This window comes from Mycobacterium sp. (genome assembly GCF_035499775.1).
Taxonomy (GTDB): Bacteria; Actinomycetota; Actinomycetes; order Mycobacteriales; family Mycobacteriaceae; genus Mycobacterium.
In genome coordinates, this window is sequence record NZ_DATJYB010000129.1 from 1 (window position 1) to 16,203 (window position 16,203).

Consider the following 16,203-nt stretch of genomic DNA (forward strand, 5'->3'; position numbering starts at 1 on the left):
CCGTCGACTGTATGAAGGCGGCAGTAGGCAGGTGCTGCCCCGGATCCTTGATGTGGCAATCCAGTTCGCGTGGGGCCTGGACTACGCGCATAGCCGCGGGCTGGTGCATCAAGACGTCAAACCCCTCAACGTCATGCTCACCGCCGACTGGACGGCCAAAGTCACTGACTTCGGGCCGACCAAGGCGCGTGCGGTCGCCGCCGAAAAGGCCGCTGAAGCCCCAGGGGTGAGTGTGCTGGCCGACTATGCGGGAATGACCGCGGCGTACTGCTCACCCGAACAAGCCCAAGCCGCTCACACCGCTAAAACTGGCGGACGGCCGGCCCCGTTGACCCGGGCCACCGACGCCTGGTCGTGGGCGATCAGCGTGTGGGAAATGTTCACTGGCGAGACCTCTGTGGGCCGCGGGCAGGCCGCCGCCGAGGCGTTTGCGGCGTTTCGCGAGGATAGTTGGGTCGAGGACGCCGCGATTCCGGCGATGCCAGATACTCTGGCGCAGTTGCTGACTCGCTGCCTGGATCCCGATCCGGTGACGCGGGCCCGGCGTATGGGCGAACTCGCCGACGAACTCGCCCAGCTGTATCACCTCCTGACCGGCGTGCCGTACCCGCGACCCAAATCCGAACCCGCGAAGCTGCTTGCCGACGGACTCAACAACCAAGCCCTGTCAATGCTCGACATCGGCCGCGCCGACCAGGCCGAGCGGCTGTGGCAACAAGCCCTGGCCACCGACCCGCACCACCCGCAGGGTGTGTACAACTTCGGTCTGCACCGCTGGCGCGCCGCGCTGATCACCGACGTTCAACTCATCGCCGAGCTGCAGGCGATGCGCGCGCGCCACCCCGATGACCCCCTATGCGGCTACCTGCTCGGGTCCGTACATCTGGAACGCGGCGACGTCAACGCCGCCCGCGAGCTCCTCGAACCACCCGCCGAGCGAGCGCCACTCGACCCCGATATCGCCGCCGCGCTGAACGAATCTCGATCCTCCCGGTCCGCCACCGTGGAACCCGTTGGCGCGCTGGCGGCCCACAACGGGTGGGTGGTGTCGGTGCAGCTCAGCGCCGACGGGAGCACCGCGGTGTCGTGCGGCGAGGATGGCGCCGCGCGGGTGTGGGACCTCTCCACGGGGGAGGGACGAATCCTGGCAACCAATGAACGGCCCACCGTCAGCCACGCAAGCACGCATCCCTGTGCCGCCGTCAACGCCGATGGGAGCGTCAAAGTCGTGGGCCTCCGCGACGGAACGGTCCGGCTGTTCAGAGACAAGAGTCTGACTGCGCACACGCTGACGTGTCACTCCGCCGAGCTTCCCGACCGCCGCGCCCGCGCCGCCGCGGCGGTCGGCTGCGTCTCGGTAAGCCTCGACGGGCGGTTGGGCATCTCCGGCGGAAGTGATCAGACGGTTCGAGTGTGGGACCTTCAGCGCGCCCACTGCGTGCACACCCTAACGGGGCACACCGGCACCATCATGTCGGTTTTGTTCAGCGTCGATCACCGCCTGGCTTTCTCGGCGAGCGGCGACAACACCGTACGGGTGTGGGCCGTCGGCACCGGGCGGTGTCTGCACACCCTTACCGGGCACACCGACGCGGTCGCTGCAGTGGCGGTGAGCGCAGCCGGAAAGCTCGCCGTTACCGCCGGCTTCGACGGGACGGTGCGGGTCTGGGACACCGACACCGGGCAGTGCCTGCATACCTTGTCCGGACACTCCGGACGGGTCACCTCGGTGGCACTGAGTCCCGATGGGCTGGTGGCGGTTTCGGGCGGTTGGGACGACAAGCTGCTACGGGTGTGGTCCGTAGCGCAGGGTCGGTGCGTGGGCACCCTGTCCGGCCATGAGCAGGACATCACCTCGGTCGCCATCACCGGCGACGGGCGGTTTGCGCTGTCCGCCAGTTGGGACGCCACCGTGAGGTTGTGGGAGTTGTCCACCGGGCGGTGCCTGCACACCCTCACCGCCCACCAGGCACGGATCTCGTCGATGGTGCTGACGCCCGATGGACGCACGGCGGCGTCGAGCAGCTTCGATCACACGGTACGGGTGTGGCACCTGGCTGCCGAGCTCGGGTCTGATTCGCGATGGATCGGCCGATGGAGCTACGTGCGGCCACAGAGCTCTCAGACGCTCGTCGACAACGCGGCACTCGTGCGCGCGGCCGTCGAAACGGTCGACGGGCTGATCAGCGACGGCCAGTTTGCCGCGGCTGCCGACAAGTTACGCGCGGCTCGCGAGGTGCCCGGACACCGTCATGACCCGCAGCTGGTGGACCGATGGCGCCAGGTGACACGCATCGGACGACATAGTGCTCACTCCGCCGCCCGGCAACTGCACGTTCTCGAGCACCGAGGGCTCACGTCGGTGGCGCTGAGTGCAGACGGACGGATCGCGGTGTCCGGCGGGGAGGACGAGATGGTCCGGGTGTGGGAAGTGGCCACGGGGCGCTGCCTTCATGTGCTGACCGATCACGCCGGACTCCCAGTCCCTATGCACGACCACGTGTTTGCGGTGGCGATCAGCGCCGACGGACAAGTGGCGGTTTCCGGCGGTGAGAACGGCGCACGCGTCTGGGACACCGCCAGCGGGCGGTGCCTTCGGACACTTCATGCCCCGACGCCCTTCTTAGGGTCGATAGCGCTGAGCGCTGATGGTCGCGTCGCGCTCACCGGTAGATCCGGCGACGCCCGCTTGTGGGACGTGGGCACCGGCCAACTACTGCACGCATTCGGCGGCCAATCCGGCAAGCTGACGTCGTCGGCGTTGACCCCTGACGGCAGGCTGGCCGTCTGCGGGAGTCAGTCCGACGCGGTTGGTGTCTGGGATGCACGAAACGGAAGCCAGTTGGGTTACTGGACTGATCGTTTCGGGGGTAGATCGCTCGCCGTGAGTGCCGATGGCCTGACGGCGGTGTCGTGCGGCTGGCAGAACGGCATTCAGATCTGGGAGCTGAGTACCGGTCGCTGTCTGCAGACACTCGCAGAGGCGGCCGGCCAGCAGACGTCTGTGGTAATGGGCGCCGACGGCCGCCTGATTGTCTCGGGGGGCACCGATTCGACGCTACGGGTATGGGAAGTGGGCAGTGGGCGGTTGCTGCATACCCTGCGCGGTCACACCCGCACCACAGGCCTGTTCAGCGGGGCCTGGGTGGCCGTGAGCGCCGACGTCGACGTGGTGGTGTCAGGCAGCGGCGACAACACGATTCGGGTGTGGGAGCTGGAGTGGGACTACGAGTTCGGCGCCGGCGAGTCCGCGGCAGAGGCGGCGACGGTGTCGGTCGCGGATCTGCCTTTCGGCCTGGTGACCAGGGACCAAATTCGTCGCCGGTCACGCGGCGAACTGCGGAGTTCTGAGACGGTCGCGGATCTGCCTTTCGGCCTGGTGACCAGCGACCAGATTCGTCGCCGGTCACGCGGCGAAGTGCGGAGTTCTGAGACGGTCGATCTTCGGCGGCGCCCCGCTGATGGCACCTTCGCGGCGGTGCCGGGGGGGTTGTTCTGCGAGGAGATCTTCGGCCCGCTTCAGCCATGGCAATGCGGCTGTGGCACAAATCTGGGATTCGAGGTGTGTCCGGCGTGCCGCGTCAGGGAGCCGGCGGCGAGAATGCGTCGCCGCGGGCTGGGCCACATTGAGCTGGCGGTCCCAGTCCTGCACCTTTGGTGCTACCGGCGCCCCTGGCGACCCGATTTCGGCAGCGACATGTCGGGTGAATCCAGTGCGGTGGCACTGCTGATCGACATGCCGCAAAACGACTTGGAGGCGGTCGTCGACTACGCCGCAGCCGTGATCGCGTCGGTGGACGCGGTCCGTCGTGAGGCGGACCTGTCGAGGCTGACGGCCGAGATGGCAGCCGAGCGGCAGCGGGTCGTCGATCTCCGCGACAGCCACGAGCCGGCTCGCCTGGACGAGCTCTGGCACACCTTCCTCGGGCTTGACGAAAAACAGCTGATCCGGGACCCGGATTTGTTCGACGAGCTCGTGATGCGCTATGGCGCATACTTTTCCGGCGGCTGGGGTGCGCAGGCGATCCAGACGATACTGGCGGCGGTCGACCCCGGTGCCGCCGTCGAATCCGTCGGCATGGCGCCCCCGGCCGTGGTGTTGGACGCCGTGCCGGTGGCCACCCCGCAGTTGCGTGGGATGGCCTATCGCGACGACAAGAAGGTCTTGAAGTCGGACCTGGCCTACCTCTACGAGAAACTGCTCATACACAACACGCGGTCCAAACGGCTCAAAGACCTCGTGGCTCCCCTCCCGATCCTCCGCAACGAGCAGCGGATGCTGCAGCGGACGGTGGACGCCCTGCTCGACAATGCACACATTCCCGACCCGCTCACCATCGAGGACAGGAGGCTGCGGTCGTTGTCGGATTTGGTTGGCGGACAACGCGACCCGTTCGGGCAACTCTTGGCAGTCCACCCCGAAGGCTAGTTGCTGCTGATCAACGTCCCTGGCTTCGCCGCATCTGGGCGGTTTGGCGTTGCTGTGCCTTGAGTTGCTCGAGCAGTCGCGGTTTCTCGACATTCCCAGCAGCGCACCCCACCGCGCCACGAATTTGTCGTTCGACAGGACCTGCTGGTGCCTGATGGTGACGGTGAATTCAGATCCCGGGTCGGCCGCCGGCGTGGTTGTCGAATCATCTGCGTCGATCGTCAGAAATGATCGAGTGAGTTGTTGTTAGTAGCCGGCCTGCTTAACCAGCGGCACGTATTCAGGACAATAACGCTGAACCGACAATCGGATGATTTCGACGGCCTGAAGATGTGTGAAGCCACCCGCTAACTGGGTGCCATCCACTGTGCCGTGGACAGCCCCGGTGGTGGGACCCTCCGCCAGGTTCGAGCAGATGCTCCTGCCTTGGCTGTCAACATAGTGTTGTACCGACGGGTCGGTGTCGGCTTTGGCTGATGCAAGGCCGGAAACGATGAGTCCGCAACAAATAAGTAGCGCCATCGCCAGCCGTCGGGAGTCGATTCGTGTTGCGCCCATGAGGACTTCCTCTCGTCTTGAGGTGCCGTTCTACGGCGACCGGGTGACCGGCTGGGACTGAGCAGATTTCCGGCACGGCCCCTCCGCGCCGTTCATCAACACACAACGCAATATCAGGTCGGGATCTCAGGAAAACCTCAAGACGACCGCCCGGCGCGCACGAATTCGCCCTTCGGCAGGACAGTCCAGAGATGGCCTCTCGATGGTGAAGTTGGCCACTGGTTCGGATACCCGGAGCCAGCTGCCGTTTTCCGGTCTGAGCAAACTCACGGGTCTGCAGTAGACACTGCGGGCAACGTCCACGTCGGCGTGGCCCACGATCGGGTGGTGAAGCTGCCGGCTGATGGCGGCCCCTGTATGTGCTCTCCCGCTATGCACGAATTCACTTGCGGCGGCTAGAGTTCGTACCACTCTGCCGCTATCCTGACATCCCCGGAGTTGCCATGGCCAGGTCCATCGTCGTCGCACAATCGCGGGCAATACCCGTCACCGTGGAGGAAGCGTTCGCCAAAACGCTGCCCATACCTCTGACGGTGATCTGCTCGCACTGGTACGGGCCGTTCCCGCCGATCAAGCAAGTCCGCGATCAAACGGGTGACTGGGATGCGGCGGGCCAGACCCGCGTCATCACGATGGTCGGTGGCGGCAGCGTGGACGAGGAGCTGACCAGCGTCGACCCGCCGGGGTCCTTCGCCTACACGCTGTCCGGGGTCAAGGGCCCAATGGCCGCCCTGGTCAGCTCGGTCGACGGCAAGTGGAGCTTCGCCCCCGCGGGCACTGGCACCCTGGTGACCTGGCAGTGGACCATCCATGCCAAGTCGGGTCTGGTCGCGCCGCTGCTACCGGCGTTCGGCGCGATGTGGAAGGGCTACGCCCGCGGGACGCTGCAAAACCTGTCCGACCAATTGGTGGGCTGACCTCGGTATGTGCCGACTGCTCGGCCTGCACGCCGGTAGGCGTGTTTGCACCGCGACGTTCTGGCTGCTGGATGCCCCCGACAGCCTGTCCGAGCAGAGCCGGAGAAACCCGGACGGCACCGGCCTGGGCGTCTTCGACGAGAACGGCCGACCACAGCTGCACAAGGAGCCGATAGCGGCATGGCAGGACGCCGACTTCGCCACCGAAGCCCACCAGCTGACGGGCACCACCTTCATCGCCCACGTGCGCTATGCGACGACGGGATCGCTCGACATCCGCAATACCCACCCGTTCCTGCAGGACGGCCGGATCTTCGCGCACAACGGCGTGCTCGAGGGCCTCGATGCGATCGACGCACGGCTGCGCGAGGTCGGCACCGAGGACCTGGTGTTGGGCCAGACCGATTCCGAGCGGGTCTTCTCCTTGATCAGCGGTTCGGTCCGCGCCCGTGACGGCGACGTGACCACCGGTTTGGTCGACGCCGTGACGTGGCTGGCGGCGAACGTGCCGATCTTCGCGGTCAACATCTTGCTGAGCACGGCCACCGACATGTGGGCGCTGCGCTACCCGGACACCCACCAGCTCTACCTGCTGGACCGCCACCCGCAGACAGCGCCCGATCCCGAATTCGACTTGCGCACCAAGCGAATCCACGCGACGTCCGAGCACCTGTGCACCCGGCGGTCGGTGGTGTTCGCCACCGAACGCATGGACGACGACCCGGGCTGGAGCCTGCTCGCCTCGGGAGAGCTGGTCCACGTCTCCGAAGCCCAAGGCGCGCTGCAGATCTCGCGAAGCCTGGTGCTGCCCGACCCGCCCGAGCAGCTCCTGCGCCCCGAGGATCTCAGCCCGGCGGCCCAGCGGGCGCAGCACTAAGCCATGGCCACCAGACGAGGGCTGGTGCTGGCCGGCGGTGGATTGGCGGGAATCGCTTGGGAGACAGGTATTCTGCGCGGGATCGCCGACGAGTCACCGGCGGCGGCGCGGCTGCTGCTGGATTCTGATGTGCTGGTCGGGACGTCGGCCGGGTCGGCGGTGGCCGCGCAGATCAGCAGCGGATGCACACTTGACGTGCTGTTCGACCGGCAACTCGCCGAGACGTCGGCCGAGCTGGATCCCGGCGTCGACATCGACACCATCACCGAGCTTTTCCTGGCAGCGCTGGCTGATCCACCGCCAGGGGACAAAACGAACCGAATGCGGCGGCGGATGCAACAGATCGGGTCAGTGGCGCTGACAACCGAAACGCGCCCCGAGGACGTCCGCCGCCAGGTGATCGCGCAGCGGTTGCCGTCACACGACTGGTCCGACCGGGTTCTGCGGATCACCGCGATCGACATCGTCACCGGTGAACTCGCCGTCTTCGATCGCGACTCCGGTGTCGAGCTCGTCGACGCGGTGGCGGCCAGTTGTGCGGTGCCCGGGGCGTGGCCGCCGGTTACCATCGCGGGCCGGCGCTACATGGACGGCGGGGTGGCCAGCGCCGTCAACATCCACGTCGCCGACGACTGCGATTCGGCGGTGGTCCTGGTGCCCGCCGGCGCGGACACTCCGGCGCCGTTCGGTCCCGGGCCGGCCGCCGAGATCGCCGCGTTCGCCAGCACCGGGCGGGCTGCGTTCACCGTGTACGCCGACGACGACTCGCTGACCGCCTTCGGTCCGAACGCCCTGGATCCGCGCTGCCGCCCCAGATCGGCGTCGGCCGGACGCCGGCAGGGCCGCCGCGAAGCGGCCGCGGTCGCTCGGTTCTTAGGTGTGTGATCAGCCCTCGATCGCGGGCTGGGCGTCGCTGTCGTCCTCGGCCTCGCGGGCGTCTAAGGCGTCCAGAGCACTCGTGGCCAGCGCACGGCCGACGGCGATCACCTCCACCGCCCGGTGGAACTCCAGGCTCCGGCAGGTCGACCGGGGCACCTCGATCAGCAGGTCGGGCGGGTAGGCCGCCAGCGTGTGGCGCGCCAGCGCGGATTGAGCGATATCGATCGTGCGGTTCATCACCTCGAAGCTGCCCAGCTTGGGCAGGTCAGGCATGTCATCCTCAGCGGGCGGCCCGGTGTCGTCGGTTTCCGGCCAGGACTCCGCTTCCGGGACCACCGCGCCGAGCCGGCTCAACACCGCTCGCGCCGTCGGCCGGTCCAGCAGCGACCGGGCGGCGGTGGCGTCGAACAGCGCCGAGGTGCCGCGCACCATGCGATTCCACCACTCGGCGGTGAGGCCCGGCTCGGCGTCGCGGCTGTCGCCGACCTCACTGCCGCTCAGGCTCACCGCGATGGTCAGGTCGGCGTTCACCGCGGCGATCGGCGCCATCGGCAGCGGGTCCAGGATGCCGCCGTCGGCGAGCAGGCGTCCGTCGACCACGTGCGGGGCGATCACCCCAGGTATCGCGATGGACGCGCGGATGGCCTCGTCCAGCGGGCCGCGCTGAAACCACACCGGTTTGCCGGCCAACAGGTCGGTCGCCACCGCGGTGTAGGGGATTCGCAGCTGCTCGATGGTGATCGGGCCGAGGATGTCGCGCACCGCGTCCAGGAACTTCTCGGCCCGCAGCACACCGGCGGTGGTGATCGACGGGTCCAGCAGCCGCAGGATGGTGCGCTGAGTCAAAGACTTGGCCCAGTCGGACAGTTCGTCCAGCCGTCCGGCCGCTTGCACCCCGCCGACCACCGCGCCCATCGACGAGCCGGCGATCCCGACGATGTCGTAGCCGCGTTCCCGCAGCACCTCGAGAACGCCGATGTGGGCGTAACCGCGGGCGCCGCCGCTGCCGAGCGCCAGCGCGACCCGAATTGGTGATGACCCCCGTCCGCCAGGCATCTGTTCATTTTGCGCGGCGAAAACTGCCGTCATCAGCTCGGGGCAGTAATTTTGTGCACCCGGATCGCAATTACCTGGCACTGCGAAACGGGCCCTCAGCCGCATTCGTCGTTGGCCGCTGCCCGCGCGGCGGTGATCACGGCCGCCTGCCGCGCCGGGGTCAGATCCACCCACCGCGTGTTCCAGGTTCCGGCGTTGCCGGACGGCGACGTCTGAACCATCGCCAGGTACGGCTCGAGTTTTGACTCACCGGTCCTGGGTTGGGCCTCCATCCACTGTTTTGCGGCGTGACAGGCCTGGAAATACTCCTCCTCGGTCGAATCCGCGGGGACGTCGACTCTGGTCGTGACACCGGCAGGGGAGACGCCGATGGCTTCCGGCGGCACCGAACCCGGGCCGCCCGCCGCCGCCCACGACTGCTCGTGGGCCGGGGTGGCCCGGCCGCTCACGTCGCGCGAGCAGCCCGCGAGGGCCACCGACAAAGCGGCGGCGACGACCACCGTGCCGCACAGCAGCGGGCGGTAATGGCACCAGTGCACGGTTTCAATCTATGCAACACTGACGGGCGTGATGGAGCGGTTCGGATTTTGCGAGTGTTGTCGGCCCTGACGCGCCGCCGCTTGCCCAATCCGTTCACCCTGGAGCTCCCCGAATGTCTTCACCCGTTGCGCTGCGCCCACTGATCCCTTCAACCCCGTCGTCCGGACCTACCCGGCTGCGCGTCCCCGACCTGCTGAACGCCACCGACCAGGCCGCCGACGACGTGCTGAGCGGACGGTGCGACCACCTGCTGCCCGAGGGCGGCGTGCCGCCCGACGAGCGTTGGTTCACCCGCATCCGCGGCGACGACGAACTGGATCTCTGGCTCATCAGCTGGGTCCCCGGGCGCTCGACCGAACTGCATGACCACGGCGGGTCACTGGGTGCGCTGACCGTGCTGTCCGGCTCCCTCAACGAATTCCGCTGGGACGGAAGGCGATTGCGGCGCCGCCGCCTCGACGCCGGCGATCAGGCCGGTTTTCCGCTGGGCTGGGTGCACGATGTGGTGTGGGCGCCGCGTCCGGTTTCGGCTTCAGGTGCGATTGCCGCGCCGTTGCAGCCGACCCTGAGCGTGCATGCCTACTCGCCGCCGTTGACAGCAATGTCGTACTACCAAGTCACCGACCGCAATACGCTGCGCCGTCAGCGCACCGAATTGACCGACCAACCGGAGGGACCCTGATGAGTCGCATCGACCGGGTATTGGCCGCCGCGCGCAGCCGGTATCGCCGCCTGCCCGCCGCCGAGGTGCCCGACGCACTGCGCCGCGGCGCGGTGCTCGTCGACATCCGGCCGCAGGCCCAGCGGTTTCGCGAGGGCGCGGTGCCCGGCGCGCTGGTGATCGAACGCAACGTCCTGGAATGGCGCTGCGACCCGACCGGTGACGCCCGGCTGCCCGAGGCGGTGGGCGACGACGTCCAATGGGTCATCGTGTGCTCGGAGGGCTATACCTCCAGCCTGGCCGCCGCGGCACTGCTGGACCTGGGCCTGCACCGTGCCACCGACGTGATCGGCGGCTACCACGCGCTGGCCGGCGCCGGGGTGCTGGACCAGCTGGCCGGTGGATCACCTGGGCTGCTGGCCGACAGCGGCGCCGGTCGTCGCTGGATTTAGCTACCCGCTGCTGCCGGCGTCGGCATCGGGGTGCAGCAGCGGCCGCAGCTTGGCGGTCTTCTCCGGCGTCCAGCCGGGCGGTGAGAGCACCGCGGCCCAGCCGTTGGCGACGTCGGCGACGTACTTGTGCCCGTGCCCGTCCGGGACATCGACGGCCACCGCCATGTCGGCCGAGACTTGCAGGAACGTCACCAGCGGGATCCAATGCGTCTGGGGCAGCACGTCGTAACCCCGCTTTTCGTGCAGCCAGTCCGGTCTGGCGAACAGCAGGTCCGGCGTCCACCACGCGATCGGATCCGAAGCGTGTTGCAAATAAACCACTTTCGGCCGGCCCGGCCAGGACGGGATCGGGCGCTCCAAATCGCTTGGGCGAGCGACGAACCGGACGTTGTTGCCTTTGTCGAAGATCGGCAGCCACTCCGGCGAGCCGCGATCGCGGGTCGCCGTCAGCTGCAGCCAGACGGTGTTGTTGAACGTCGGGCCACTGAACAGCGCGCCGTCGGTGCGGGCGAGGATGTTGTTGAGGCTCATGAACGGCGCCTCGCCGCCGAACGATCCCAGGCTCTCGCCGAAGACGACGAGCTTCGGGCGCTGCCCTTCGGGCAGCTGCCTGACCCGCTTGTCGACCGCCTCGAACAGCGCCTGGCCGGCCCGACGCGCGTTCTCCTTGTCCACCAGGAAGGACAGCCAGCTGGGCAGGAACGAATACTGCATGCTCACGATCGCGGTGTTGCCGTTGTACATGTACTCCAGCGCGTCGGCCTCGGCCTCGTTGATCCAGCCGGTGCCGGTGGTGGTGGCGACCGCGACGACGGCGCGCTGCAGTCCGCCGGTGCGTTCCAATTCGGCCGCGGCCGTCTCGGCGGTCGCCGCGATGCCGTCCGCGGAATTCAGCCCCGCGTATGCCCGGATCGGTTCGACAGCCTGGGTGCCGTTGAACGCGGTGAGCTTGTCGACGCTCGGACCGGCGTGGACGAAGATGCGGCCCTGATGACCCAGCGACTCCCATTTCACCTTCGACTCCGGGCCACCCGATCGCAGCCGGGTTTTCGGCGCCTCGCTCTCGGCCTTGCCCTCCTCGTTCACCGAGTTGAAGGTGTTGTTCAGCTTTTGCATCGTGTACTTGATGACCACGCCGTTGAGCAGCGTGATCGTCAGAAACACGAGCGCGGTGACGACGATGGCCGCCGAGACGCGAAACGGTGCGATCCGGTCGACCTGCCCCACCAGGAAGACGACCAGGCGCCGGACCAGCTGGCCGATTTCGACCACGGTGAACAACACCACCAGCGACAGGACCGCGGCGACCGGGTAGTCGTACCACTCCAGGTGTTCCACGCCCATCAGGTCGCGCACCTGGTCCTGCCAGACGTGGAACCAGATCGCCATCAGGACCATGCCGACCGTGCCGACCGGGATGAGCACCGCCCATGCCCAGCGTGGTGCCGGCGGGCTGGAATCCTTCGTGCGCATGTAGCGGACCAGCCAGACGCCGAAGACGCCCAGGCCATACCCGATGGCCCCGGAGAGTCCGCTGACCAGCCCCTGGAATAACGAACCACGCGGCAGCAGCGACGGCGTCATGGAGAACCAGATTAAGATCAGGCCGACCGCGGTGCCGGTAAAGGTGTAACGGCGAACCCACCACGCGTTGCGCTTCGGTTGTGGCTCAGAGGCTTTCGGGCTGGGTGCGGCTTCGGCCGGTTTCTCCGCGGCCGGTTCGACTGTGTCCGGGGCGGGGCTCTCGCTCATCGGTGGGTGAACCTCGGCGGCCGCTTCTCGACGAATGCCGCCATGCCCTCGGACTGGTCATCGGTCGCGAAGGCCGAGTGAAACAGCCTGCGTTCGTAGAGAAGTCCCTCGGACAAGGTGGATTCGAAAGCCCGGTTGACGGCCTCCTTGGCCATTCGGGCCGCCGACCGCGACATCTGCGAAATGGTGGTGGCGACGGCCTTGGCCTCGTTCAGCAACTCGTCGGCCGGCACCACCCGCGAAACCAAGCCGCTCCGTTCGGCTTCCGCGGCATCGATGTTGCGTCCGGTCAGGATCAGGTCCATGGCTTTGGCCTTGCCGATGGCCCGGGTCAGCCGCTGCGAGCCGCCCATGCCGGGCAGTACGCCGAGTTTGATCTCCGGCTGACCGAATTTCGCTGTGTCCGCGGCGATCAGCAGGTCACACATCATCGCCAGCTCGCAGCCACCGCCCAGCGCGTACCCGGCCACCGCGGCGATCGTCGGGGTGCGGACGGCGGCCAGCTTGCCCCACGGGGCGAAGAAGTCGGCGCCGAACGCGTCGGCGAAGCTCAGCCCGGCCATCTCCTTGATGTCGGCGCCCGCTGCGAAGGCCTTGCCGCCCGCGCCGGTGATGATGATCGCCCCGATGTCCGGATTGTTATCCAATTCGGTTGCGGCGCTGGTCACTTCGTTCATCACCTGGCTGTTGAGCGCGTTCAGCGCCTCGGGCCGGTTGAGCGTGATGATGCCGACGCGGTTGTCGCGCTCGACCAGGATGGTCTCGTAGGTCATAGACGTACCTTTCTAGAAACTCAAGTCGTCCTCGACGGGTGCGAAATACTCTGCGACTGCATTCACGGTGACCTCGGCGAGCGTCGCCGGGGACCATTTCGGGTTGCGATCCTTGTCGATTATCTGCGCGCGGATGCCCTCCACCAGATCGTGTGAGCGCGACGACGTAGAAGACACCCGATAGTCCTGGATCAGCACATCTTCCAGCGTGTCCAACTTGGCGGCGCGACGCACCGCTTCCAACGCCACCGAAAGCGAAGTGGGGGAGCGGGTGCCGATCAGGTTCGCGGCGTCCTCAGCGGGTCCCCCGTGTCCGCGCAGCGCAGCGACAATATCGGTTACGGTGTCACCCGAATAGCACTCGTCGATCCATTCACGTTGAGCCACAAGCTCACTCGGCGGCGGCTCGACGGCATGGGCGGCCAGTGCGCCGGCGACGCCGTCGGCGGCGATCGCCCGGGTGAACGCGTCGATTTCACTGTGCGGCACGTAATGGTCGGCGAAGCCCAGCGCGATGGCGTCGGCGCCGGAGAACGGCGCACCGGTCAGTGCGGCGTGCAACCCCAGCGCACCTGGCGCCCGGGACAGCAAGTAAGCCCCGCCGACGTCGGGAACGAAGCCGATGCCGACCTCGGGCATCGCGATCTTCGAGGTGTCGGTCACCACTCGGGTGTTGGCGTGTGCGCTGACGCCGACGCCGCCGCCCATCACGATGCCGTCCATCACCGACACGTACGTCTTCGGGAATCGGCCGACCAGGGCGTTGAGCAGATACTCGTCGCGCCAGAACCGTCGCGCCTCGGCACCGCCCTCGCGGGCGCTGTTGTAGACCGCGACGATGTCTCCGCCGGCGCACAGTCCGCGCTCGCCGGCCCCGGACAGCACCACCGCACGCACCTCGTCGTCGCGTTCCCAACGGATCAGGACGGTGCTCAGCAGGTCCACCATCGTTTGGGTGAGCGAGTTGATCGCCTTGGGACGGTTGAGTGTCACAAACCCGATGCCGTTGTCGACCCGGGTCAGGACCTCGTCGGATTCGCCGGTTACCGCCTCAGTCACGGCTTTGGTCTCCCCTCGCCGGTATCGGCTCCTGGAAATGCTGCTTAAGACTTGACCAGCAATCTAGATCGTCAGTGACTCGCTCGCCCGCGGTGGGTAAGGTTTATCGTGGTCCGGACGATTGGAGCCGAATCGCGGATTGTCGAGAAAACACCAGCTCCGCTGGGAACCGGGACAGGTCACTGATCGTTGAGCAGGTGTTCGCACGGCTCGAGCCATAGCCACAAGAGAGGATCCGACAGTGCGGGAGACAAGTAACCCGGTATTTCGTTCGCTGCCCAAGCAGCAGGGCGGATACGCGCAGTTTGGCACTGGCGCGGCCCAGATGCAGGCGTATCAAGCCAACCCCTACGCCCCCTACCAGGAGGCGAAGGCCTCCCGTCCGCTGACCATCGACGACGTCGTCACCAAGACCGGCATCACGCTGGCCCTGCTGTCGACCGTGGCCGTCGTGTCGTACTTCATCACGGCCACCAACCTCGCCCTGGCCCTGCCGCTGGCCATGGTCGGCGGGATCGGCGGTTTCATCCTGGTGATGGTCGCGTCCTTCGGCCGTATGCAGAACAACCCGGCCATCGTGCTGTCCTACGCTGCGCTGGAAGGCCTGCTGCTCGGCACGTTCTCGTTCCTGGCGGCCCACTTCACCGTCGGCGGCAGAGCGAGCCATGTCAACGCAGGCGCCCTGATCGCCGAGGCCATTCTCGGCACGATCGGCGTGTTCGCCGGCATGCTCGTCGTCTACAAGACCGGCGCCATCCGCGTCACGCCGAAGTTCACCCGGATGCTGTTCGCCGCCATGATCGGTGTGCTGGTGCTGATGATCGGCAACCTGATCATGGGCTTTTTCAGCCATAGCGCGGGTCCGCTGCGTGACGGCGGTCCGCTCGCCATCATCTTCTCGCTGGTGTGCATCGGCATCGCGGCGTTCACCTTCCTGGTCGACTTCGACGCGGCCGATCAGATGATCCGCGCGGGAGCGCCCGAAAAGGCGGCGTGGGGTATCGCATTGGGTCTGACCGTGACGCTGGTCTGGCTGTATGTCGAGATCCTGCAGCTGCTCAGGTATTTCCAGAACAACTAGCTGCGCGAGCAGCAGCAAAAAGCCCCCGCCACGTGCGGGGGCTTTTTGCTGTTTGGGTGGTGCGGGTGGTGCGGGCGGGCTCACCGAGACTGCGGTGAGAGCGTGATTCGGTGCTGAATCGCGATCTGTATGCAGTCTCGGCGCCACCAAACGGGGGTGGGGTCAACGGCGCAGACGCGAACTAGCTGAGTCGCTCCAGCACCATCGCCATGCCCTGGCCGCCGCCCACGCACATGGTTTCCAGACCGAAGGTCTTGTCGTGGGTCTTCAGGTTGTTCAGCAGCGTGGTGGCGATACGGGCGCCGGTCATGCCGAACGGGTGGCCCAGCGCGATCGCGCCGCCCGACACGTTCAGCTTGTCCTCGTCGATGCCCAACTCGCGGGCTGAGCCCAGCACCTGCACCGCGAAGGCCTCGTTGATCTCGAACAGGTCGATGTCGCCGATGGACATGCCGGCCCTGGCCAACGCCTGCTTGGACGCCTCGATCGGACCCAGGCCCATGATCTCCGGCGACAGGCCGCTGACTCCGGTGGCGACGATGCGGGCCAGCGGGGTCAGGCCCAGTTCCTTGGCCTTGGTGTCGCTGGTGATCACCAGCGCGGCGGCGCCGTCGTTGAGTGGACAGGCGTTGCCGGCGGTCACGGTGCCGTTGGGCCGGAACACCGGCTTGAGCTCGCTGATCTTCTCGTAGGTGGTACCGGCCCGGGGGCCATCATCGGCACTGACGGTGCTTCCGTCCGGCAGGGTCACCGGGATGATCTCCCGCTCGAAGAAGCCGGACTTGATCGCCTCCTCGGCCCGGTTCTGGCTGCGCACACCCCAGTGGTCCTGGTCCTCGCGGCTGATGCCGGTCATGATCGAGACGTTCTCAGCGGTCTGGCCCATCGCGATGTAGACGTCGGGGATGTTCCCGTCGGCGCGCGGGTCGTGCCATTCGTCGGCGCCCGCGGCCGCGGCGATGGACCGTTCCTCGGCCGCGCCGAACAGCGGATTCTTGGTGTCCGGCCAGGAGTCGGAGTTGCCCTTAGCGAATCGCGACACGGTCTCCACCCCCGCGGAGATGAACGCGTCGCCCTCACCGGCCTTGATCGCGTGGAACGCCATCCGGGTGGTCTGCAGGGACGACGAGCAGTACCGGTTCACCGTGGTTCCGGGCAGGAAGTCGAAG

At 67.2% G+C, this 16,203-nt stretch carries 14 protein-coding genes; 7 read left to right on the forward strand and 7 right to left on the reverse strand.

Annotation, left to right across the window (positions count from 1 at the left end; genetic code table 11):
- The first annotated feature begins 31 nt into the window (after positions 1-31).
- Positions 32-4,429, forward strand: coding sequence for a protein kinase (locus VML93_RS09195; protein ID WP_325609864.1), 4,398 nt, complete (start codon positions 32-34; stop codon positions 4,427-4,429).
- A 246-nt stretch (positions 4,430-4,675) separates the two neighbouring features.
- Here the strand turns inward: VML93_RS09195 and VML93_RS09200 are convergent, their stop codons facing one another.
- Positions 4,676-4,987: a DUF732 domain-containing protein gene (locus VML93_RS09200; protein ID WP_325609866.1), complete on the reverse strand. Its 312-nt coding sequence runs from the start codon at positions 4,985-4,987 to the stop codon at positions 4,676-4,678.
- Between the two features lie 443 nt (positions 4,988-5,430).
- On the opposite strand from VML93_RS09200, the gene VML93_RS09205 reads away from it, so the two are divergent.
- Genes VML93_RS09205 through VML93_RS09215 form a run of 3 tightly spaced genes read left to right on the forward strand, consistent with a single transcriptional unit; the run spans position 5,431 to position 7,666 of the window.
- Positions 5,431-5,904 carry an SRPBCC family protein gene (locus tag VML93_RS09205; RefSeq protein ID WP_325609868.1) on the forward strand — a complete coding sequence of 158 codons (474 nt, stop codon included), beginning with the start codon at positions 5,431-5,433 and terminating at the stop codon, positions 5,902-5,904.
- Positions 5,905-5,911: 7 nt separating this feature from the next.
- A complete protein-coding gene (locus VML93_RS09210; protein WP_325609870.1) occupies positions 5,912-6,781 on the forward strand; it encodes a class II glutamine amidotransferase in 870 nt (289 codons plus the stop codon).
- Between the two features lie 3 nt (positions 6,782-6,784).
- Positions 6,785-7,666 (forward strand): patatin-like phospholipase family protein, encoded by an 882-nt coding sequence (locus tag VML93_RS09215; RefSeq protein WP_325609872.1) that lies wholly within the window; start codon positions 6,785-6,787, stop codon positions 7,664-7,666.
- Here the strand turns inward: VML93_RS09215 and VML93_RS09220 are convergent, their stop codons facing one another.
- Positions 7,667-8,716 carry a patatin-like phospholipase family protein gene (locus VML93_RS09220; RefSeq protein ID WP_325609874.1) on the reverse strand — a complete coding sequence of 350 codons (1,050 nt, stop codon included), beginning with the start codon at positions 8,714-8,716 and terminating at the stop codon, positions 7,667-7,669.
- 95 nt (positions 8,717-8,811) lie between these two features.
- The gene (locus VML93_RS09225; RefSeq protein ID WP_325609876.1) at positions 8,812-9,255 is read right to left on the reverse strand and encodes a lipoprotein LpqV; all 444 of its coding nucleotides are present in this window, start codon (positions 9,253-9,255) and stop codon (positions 8,812-8,814) included.
- A gap of 113 nt (positions 9,256-9,368) precedes the next feature.
- Here VML93_RS09225 and VML93_RS09230 point away from each other — a divergent pair, with 113 nt between their 5' ends.
- Both VML93_RS09230 and VML93_RS09235 read left to right on the forward strand, forming a co-directional pair.
- Positions 9,369-9,938, forward strand: a complete 570-nt coding sequence (locus VML93_RS09230) for a cysteine dioxygenase (protein WP_325609880.1) — start codon at positions 9,369-9,371, stop codon at positions 9,936-9,938.
- Complete coding sequence (locus VML93_RS09235; RefSeq protein ID WP_325609882.1) at positions 9,938-10,369, forward strand: rhodanese-like domain-containing protein; 432 nt, start codon at positions 9,938-9,940, stop codon at positions 10,367-10,369. Before VML93_RS09230 ends, VML93_RS09235 begins: the two co-directional genes overlap by 1 nt.
- Here VML93_RS09235 and VML93_RS09240 read toward each other — a convergent pair whose 3' ends face one another.
- From VML93_RS09240 to VML93_RS09250, 3 genes are read right to left on the reverse strand one after another with little or no spacing between them, the layout of a single operon-like run.
- Complete coding sequence (locus tag VML93_RS09240) at positions 10,370-12,121, reverse strand: alpha/beta hydrolase (protein ID WP_325609884.1); 1,752 nt, start codon at positions 12,119-12,121, stop codon at positions 10,370-10,372. It abuts the gene before it with no gap.
- Entirely contained in the window at positions 12,118-12,894 is a 777-nt protein-coding gene (locus tag VML93_RS09245) for an enoyl-CoA hydratase (protein ID WP_325609886.1), read from the reverse strand. The genes VML93_RS09240 and VML93_RS09245 overlap by 4 nt, the downstream gene beginning before the upstream one ends.
- A 12-nt stretch (positions 12,895-12,906) precedes the next feature.
- Positions 12,907-13,953 (reverse strand): enoyl-CoA hydratase/isomerase family protein, encoded by a 1,047-nt coding sequence (locus VML93_RS09250; protein ID WP_325609888.1) that lies wholly within the window; start codon positions 13,951-13,953, stop codon positions 12,907-12,909.
- 241 nt (positions 13,954-14,194) lie between these two features.
- On the opposite strand from VML93_RS09250, the gene VML93_RS09255 reads away from it, so the two are divergent.
- Positions 14,195-15,034 carry a Bax inhibitor-1/YccA family protein gene (locus tag VML93_RS09255; RefSeq protein ID WP_325609890.1) on the forward strand — a complete coding sequence of 280 codons (840 nt, stop codon included), beginning with the start codon at positions 14,195-14,197 and terminating at the stop codon, positions 15,032-15,034.
- Positions 15,035-15,215: 181 nt separating this feature from the next.
- On the opposite strand, the gene VML93_RS09260 is transcribed toward VML93_RS09255, so the two are convergent.
- On the reverse strand, positions 15,216-16,203 hold a 988-nt coding region (locus tag VML93_RS09260), incomplete at its 5' end, for an acetyl-CoA C-acetyltransferase (protein WP_325609892.1).